The organism is Pseudomonas sp. HP_12 (assembly GCF_055283955.1).
In genome coordinates this window covers 24,113-30,245 of the sequence record NZ_JBTOQG010000030.1, presented here as the reverse complement: position 1 = coordinate 30,245, position 6,133 = coordinate 24,113, and the positions used below count along the sequence as shown (strand labels likewise).

The 6,133-nt window shown below is 60.1% G+C and carries 4 protein-coding genes; 1 reads left to right on the top strand and 3 read right to left on the bottom strand.

The genetic code is table 11. The features are described from left to right. Nucleotides 1-203: 203 nt before the first annotated feature. The 3 genes from ACYASU_RS18305 to ACYASU_RS18295 form a co-directional block, all read right to left on the bottom strand. A complete protein-coding gene (locus ACYASU_RS18305; RefSeq protein WP_463583616.1) occupies nucleotides 204-1,601 on the bottom strand; it encodes an aminotransferase-like domain-containing protein in 1,398 nt (465 codons plus the stop codon). Between the two features lie 103 nt (nucleotides 1,602-1,704). After that, nucleotides 1,705-3,207, bottom strand: a complete 1,503-nt coding sequence (locus ACYASU_RS18300; RefSeq protein WP_463583615.1) for a hypothetical protein — start codon at nucleotides 3,205-3,207, stop codon at nucleotides 1,705-1,707. Between the two features lie 523 nt (nucleotides 3,208-3,730). Continuing rightward, nucleotides 3,731-4,753, bottom strand: coding sequence for a zinc-dependent alcohol dehydrogenase family protein (locus ACYASU_RS18295; RefSeq protein ID WP_192173642.1), 1,023 nt, complete (start codon nucleotides 4,751-4,753; stop codon nucleotides 3,731-3,733). 459 nt (nucleotides 4,754-5,212) lie between these two features. Between ACYASU_RS18295 and ACYASU_RS18290 the strand changes: the two genes are divergently transcribed. After that, nucleotides 5,213-6,127 carry a LysR family transcriptional regulator gene (locus tag ACYASU_RS18290; protein WP_192173641.1) on the top strand — a complete coding sequence of 305 codons (915 nt, stop codon included), beginning with the start codon at nucleotides 5,213-5,215 and terminating at the stop codon, nucleotides 6,125-6,127. Nucleotides 6,128-6,133: the final 6 nt, after the last annotated feature.

The window sequence follows — 6,133 nt, the reverse complement described above, 5'->3', positions numbered from 1 at the left end:
ATCAATTTGCGATTCTGTACGGAGATCGATTTATCAGGCCGACCTGGTAAAAGCACGGCCTGCCTAACGGCAGGCCGCTACCAGCCCGCACACAAAAAATCTGACAGTCCCGATGGTGCGACTTTCGACTTTTCCAAGTAACTCGCCGAAGGCGAAACCGAGGCCGTTAGGCCGACGCCCTTGATCTTGATCTGAAAAGACAGCTAAACAAGCCGCTCTTGGACCAACGCATTGCGAACAACCACCAGCATCGACTCAATATTCTGATCCCAATCCACCGTCCCGCTGATCCGCACACACTGCTGATGCAACCCCCGTACACTGAACAACTCCCCCGGCGCCACCACAATCCGCTGCTCCAGCAACCGATTGAACACCCGCGCCGTATCCACCCGATGCACACTCTCCAGCCAGAGCGAAGCACCACCCCGAGGACGCACAAACGCCACCTCATCCCCCAGATACGCCTCCACCCCGCTTGCCAACTCACCGACCCGCTGCTCAAGACAGCCACGCAACTCCCGCATGTGCCGATCAAGCTTCCCCGACGCATACAACCGCGCAATCGCCTTCTGCCGAACCGGCGGCAAACGGAACGAACGCAACACCCACTGCTGATGCAACAGCGCCCGCGAATGCCGGCTCAACAAATACCCGAACGGCGCCTCCAACCCGATCATCTTGTCAAACGCACCCACCACCAGCAGCCGCTCCGGATCAATCAAATCCCGGAACGGCGAACGGTCCTCCTCGAAACACAGGGCCCCATGGGTATCGTTCTCCAGCACCCACAACCCATGCAGATTCAACACCTCCGCCAACCGCGCCCGTTGGACGGAAGGCATCAATTGCCCGCGAATCGGGTCCATCTGCGAGGACACAACCGCCATCTTCACCGCTTCCCGCTGGATCACCGCGCCCAGCTCATCGACGTCGATTGCCCCTTGCGCGTCGGTGCAGATTTCAATCACCCGAATCCCGTAGGCCTGCAGCGTGCGCAGGATGCTCCAGCCGCACGGCGACTCCACCAGCACGGCGCCGTCGCGCAGCTGCAGCGCTTCAATCACCGTCTTCAGCACGCCGGTCTTGTCCGGCCCGATGAACACGTTGTCCGGGTGCCAGCAATGCTCGGTGGACGAGGTGTAGTGGCCGGCCAGCGCCGTGCGCAACTCGACATCACCGAAGGGCTGAAAACGCGGGTCGGGCTGGCAGGGATAGTGACGCATGAGGTCGCGCTCAACGCTCAACAACGCGCCGTGAAGCGACAGCAACAGCGTCGGCTCGTCGGCGCCGAAGACGAACATGTCCGGGCGCCGGGCGCTGGCATGAAAACGCGTGAAGACGTCATCGCCTTCCAGCGGCATGTCGTTGCAGGGGTTGGGCAGCGCGAAATAACCGGACTTGGGCACGGCGCAGATGCGCCCTTCTTTTTCGAGCAGGCTATAGGCGTTTTGCACCGTGGAAATCGACACCCGCAGCCGTCGCGCCAGGAGGCGCAACGAGGGCAAGCGCACGGCCGGTCCGGCGGACAGTTCGTTGGTCAGCCTGAGCAGGTAGCGGTACACCATTTGATAGGCAAAGTCGGTCTTGTTGTTATTCATCGAGCACCCCCTTCCGTGCGCCAGGCGCAGGGTCATTGAGAAAGCGCCCCGTCGACCACCCGAGGCTCAACGCAGCACATCGCGTCAGTTCACCTCGCAGCGTTCAACGCCCCGAAATCAGTTCCGTGGTCAGGGCGCCGGTATGCGGATCGACCGTCGCCACCCGGCGCTTGTCGGGATCGCTGGCGCGGACCCGGGCGATGATCGAACGGTCGTCGTTGAAGTCCACATGGCGCTTAGCGTAGAGCGATTGCAGCCCCTTCAGGCTCAGGCCGCTGACTTCCACCAGCCAGTGCGGCACCAGGTCCGGGACGAGTTGCCCGGCGAGGGTCTTGTGCAGATCACTGAGCCCCACCAGCATGCCGGGGTGATAGCGACGCAGGAAATCCTCGAGCCGTGCGCCGGCGTCCACAAATGGCGAGAACAGCAGGCACACCCATTGGGTCTCGCCCAGGCCGAAAGCCTCCTGGCCGTAGCCTTCGGCAAGCTGCCGGCGATCGTCGATTTTTTCCGGGCTGTCGTAGGCGGATAGCGCTTGGGCGATCAATCGGGCAGGCATGCGTTTGCGGCGCATCATGGCCGCCGCCAGCTCCAGGTACTCAGCGATGCCATCGCTGTAGGCACGCCCTTCAATAAATTCGGCCTTGAGCCCGCGCAGATGGGCCATCAGCAGCGGATTGGCGCAGTCCGATTCACTGAAGCTGAACGCCAGATCATCAAAGCGAAAGCCCAGAAAATCAGTGAGCAGCCCCCAGTGTTCCTCCGTGCGAAAGCCGATGAGGTCCGCGGCGGTCAGCAAGGTCGGGGCAATGGTTCTATTCGGGTAGACCGGGGGCCGGCAGCAGCCCGACGCTTCCGCCGACTCGCCGTACAACTCCTCGTAATAGGCGCGGCCGACACTGTCGATGACGCTTAATGCCCCACTGAAACCCAAGGTGTGCCAGGGCTCGATTTTCTGCCCGCCATGGCGCGCCAGACGCATGATCCAGGTCGCGTATTGCTTCTGCTCCTTGAGCGAGTCGCCGCTGATGACTGCAGTCACCCCGCCACCCCAACAAGCAGCGCGAACCATGAAGTCCGCCATGCCCAGGTAGCAGCTGTTGCAGAAGGTAGTCCGCGCATCGCCAGCCGTCAGATGCCCGCCCAGCAGCACGTCGGAGCGATTCTGCTCACGACCCGCGGTCGAAAAAGGCAAATCGGGCTCGAAAATCTGCACGTACTGGTGATCGATCACCAACAGCTCGACCCTCGGGTCGTCGTGCAGAAACAGCGCCGAATAACAGCGGTCGATGTTGCCCATCACCGCCGAAGTAATGCCTGCATGGCGCATATTGGCGACCCGCAGCCTGAACGTTGCCGGCCCCCGTGCGGCGATGCTCAGTTGAGCGGCACGCAACATGGCCACGGTATAGGCGCTGTCCTTGCCGCCGCTGAATGCCACCAGCACTTTATAGCCGCCGATCCTGTCTATGCCGCCCGCAGCGACGATCAAACGCTGGATCAATAACTGAAGGGCGGTTCGTTCGTTGCGATTCAAATAACCCGAGAGGCGTTGCAGCACTTGCTGATAGACGTAGTTCATGGCTTGTTCGTGCATTGAACTCATGGCTTCAATACCCGACGACTGATCAGCGCGGCAACACTGTTCCCTATTGTTGGCTTGATATCCATACATGAGGCAGTTCCGCTAGTGATGGGTGCAGCGGGCCGGTTATCAGGCAAAGCAGAGGGCGGCAGGTCAACAGGCATCGACTCGTTCCTTGAGCATGTAATTGTTGAAACTATTATCGACGCATGCGAAACAATTACAAGCCAGCTACTGCCGACACGTGAAGGTTCTCTTTTCGACAAATCCGAACAGGCATTAAACGAGGATGTTTAAATAAAGGTTTATTAACACTAACAGTCCATTGATTCGAAAAGACTTATCAACCACACACACTTGGCGGGCTGATCAATCAATTAAACACCCAATAAACAAAAAAGCCTTCCAGAACATTCGGGAAGGCTTGAGTGATACAACGTGACCCGTGACTGACAGGGCGGATACCTGGAACCCGGTCTCCGACACCTCAATCCCGACGCCAGGTCAAAAGCGTCGAGCATTCAATGAGCGCGATGGTCTGCACTCAGGATGGATCAACCTCAACCACCACGCGACCGCCCACCGGGCAACCGTCCATCAAACGGTGCGCCTCGACCAGTTGATCGAAGGGGAACACCTTGGTGATCTGCGGCACCAGCATGCCATCTGCCGTCATCTGGTTGATGTCGCGCAATGCACGCTTGATCGCTTCTTCGTCCTGCTTGATACCCAATTCAGGCTTGCCGGTGAAGTTGCCAACGCAGTGCACAAAGAACTGAATGTTCTTCTGGAACGCTGCACACGCCGGGAATGGCGTCTGGTTGCCGCCTTGCAGGCCATAGAGAATCAGGCTGCCCCGTGGCGCCAGCACATCACCCAGGATCGACATCTGCGGACCGCCCAGACCGTCGAGGACAATGTCCACGCCGCGGTTGTCGGTGTAGCGGTTGATCGTCAGAAGCAAATCTTCTTCTTCGGTGACGATCACCTTGTCCGCACCCATTTTCAGCAGGTATTCGCGGCAGGCGTCGGTCTTGGTCGCGGCAATCACCTTGATACCGAGCGCCTTGCCCAGTTGCAGAAACGCAGGGCCCGCGCAGTGGCTGGCATCGGTGACCAGCGCCGTTTGCCCGGGTTTGGACCGTGCCAGTTCAACGAAAGCAAAGTACGCCACCAGCATCGGCGTGTAGTGAACGGCCGCTTGATTGGGCGTCAGCACGTCCGGGTAATGAGTCACGGAGGTGCGAGGCAACAGGATCAGCTCGCCGTAGACCGGGTACACATTGACGTCAGCCGAAGGGAAGCTGGCAACCTTGTCGCCGACTTTCAGATCGGTCACGCCATCGCCAATGGCGGTAATGACGCCCGCCATTTCGGAACCCAGACCGGCCGGCAGGCGAGCCTGGGATGAAGCCAGATTTTGTCGCCACAGCACGTCGTACCAGGTGACGCCGATCGCCTGGACGCGCACTTGCACCTCACCGGGTGCAGGCAACGCGACCGGCAGCTCTTCTACTTTGAGCACCTCGGCCGGACCGAACTGATGAAAACGGATCGTGCGGGACATTTCGAACCTCGCCTTATGAACCTTGATGCCATGAACTCTATCCGGGCGCCGCCGGTAACACTATCAGTGGCTATTAATAGTCGACATGCCTGCCATCGATTCTGATGGTGCAGGCAGCGCTGAATCTCAAGCGGCCGTCCCGGGCCTGCAGGGCGCACATTGTTGGGTGCGCACCGCGACATTGCAACCCGGACGCCAAATATCGATGAATCCCTTGTTCCACGCTGGCTGCGTCGCCCCGGATTACAAAGGGCCAGTATGTAGGCATTGGTGTGTTTTTACTCGTCAAGGTTTCATCGACGCCTATCGGCGGCATGGCGCAAAGCTCATTTACAGCGATGTAGGAAAATTCAACAATGCAGACAACCGGTATTTACCCGTAATATCCCTGCCTGAGCTGAACACGTGGCGCGCGTCTGGGCCGCCAATGTATCGACCAATGCCCCCGAGACCCCCGTCATGAATCGCAACGACCTGCGTCGCGTCGACCTCAATCTGCTCATCGTTTTCGAAACACTGATGCACGAACGCAGCGTCACACGCGCTGCCGAGAAGCTGTTCCTCGGTCAGCCGGCGATCAGTGCGGCGCTGTCGCGATTGCGCGGGCTGTTCGACGATCCGCTGTTCGTGCGCACCGGGCGCAGCATGGAACCCACCGCGCGGGCCATCGAGATCTTTGGCCTGTTGTCCCCTGCCCTGGACTCCATTTCCACCGCCGTCAGCCGCGCCGCTGACTTCGACCCGGCCACCAGCACCGCAGTGTTCCGCATCGGCCTGTCCGATGAAGTCGAGTTCGCCCTGCTGCCCTCGCTGCTCAAGCGCCTGCGCTCGGAGTCGCCCGGCATCGTGCTGGTGGTGCGCCGCACCAACTACATCCTCATGCCGGCGCTGTTGTCTTCCGGGGAAATCTCCATCGGCGTCAGCTACACCGACGACCTCCCCGCCAACGCCAAGCGCAAAGTGCTGCGCCGCAGCAAACCCAAACTGCTGCGCGCCGACACCATGCCAGGGCCGATCACCCTGGACGACTTCTGCGCCCGCCCTCACGCCCTTGTTTCCTTCGCCGGCGACCTGGGCGGCTTCATCGACGAACACCTGGAAAAAATCGGCCGCAAGCGCCACGTCGTGCTGGCGGTTCCGCAGTTCAACGGGCTGGCGACACTTATTGCCGGGACCGACATTGTGGCGACCGTGCCGGATTACGCGGCTGCCGTGCTGACGGCTGCGGGTGGTGTGCGCTCGGAAGAGTTGCCGATTGAATCGCGTACGTTTGAGCTGCACATGGCCTGGCGCGGGTCGCAGGATAATGATCCAGGGGAAAGATGGTTAAGGTCGCGGATTCAGATGTTTTTTGGGGATCCGGATAGTTTGTAATGAATG

Coding starts and splice junctions, on each gene's coding strand:
- ACYASU_RS18300 (WP_463583615.1), bottom strand. CDS start 3,207: ATGAGTTCAATGCACGAACAAGCCATGAACTACGTCTATCAGCAAGTG.
- ACYASU_RS18305 (WP_463583616.1), bottom strand. CDS start 1,601: ATGAATAACAACAAGACCGACTTTGCCTATCAAATGGTGTACCGCTAC.
- ACYASU_RS18295 (WP_192173642.1), bottom strand. CDS start 4,753: ATGTCCCGCACGATCCGTTTTCATCAGTTCGGTCCGGCCGAGGTGCTC.
- ACYASU_RS18290 (WP_192173641.1), top strand. CDS start 5,213: ATGAATCGCAACGACCTGCGTCGCGTCGACCTCAATCTGCTCATCGTT.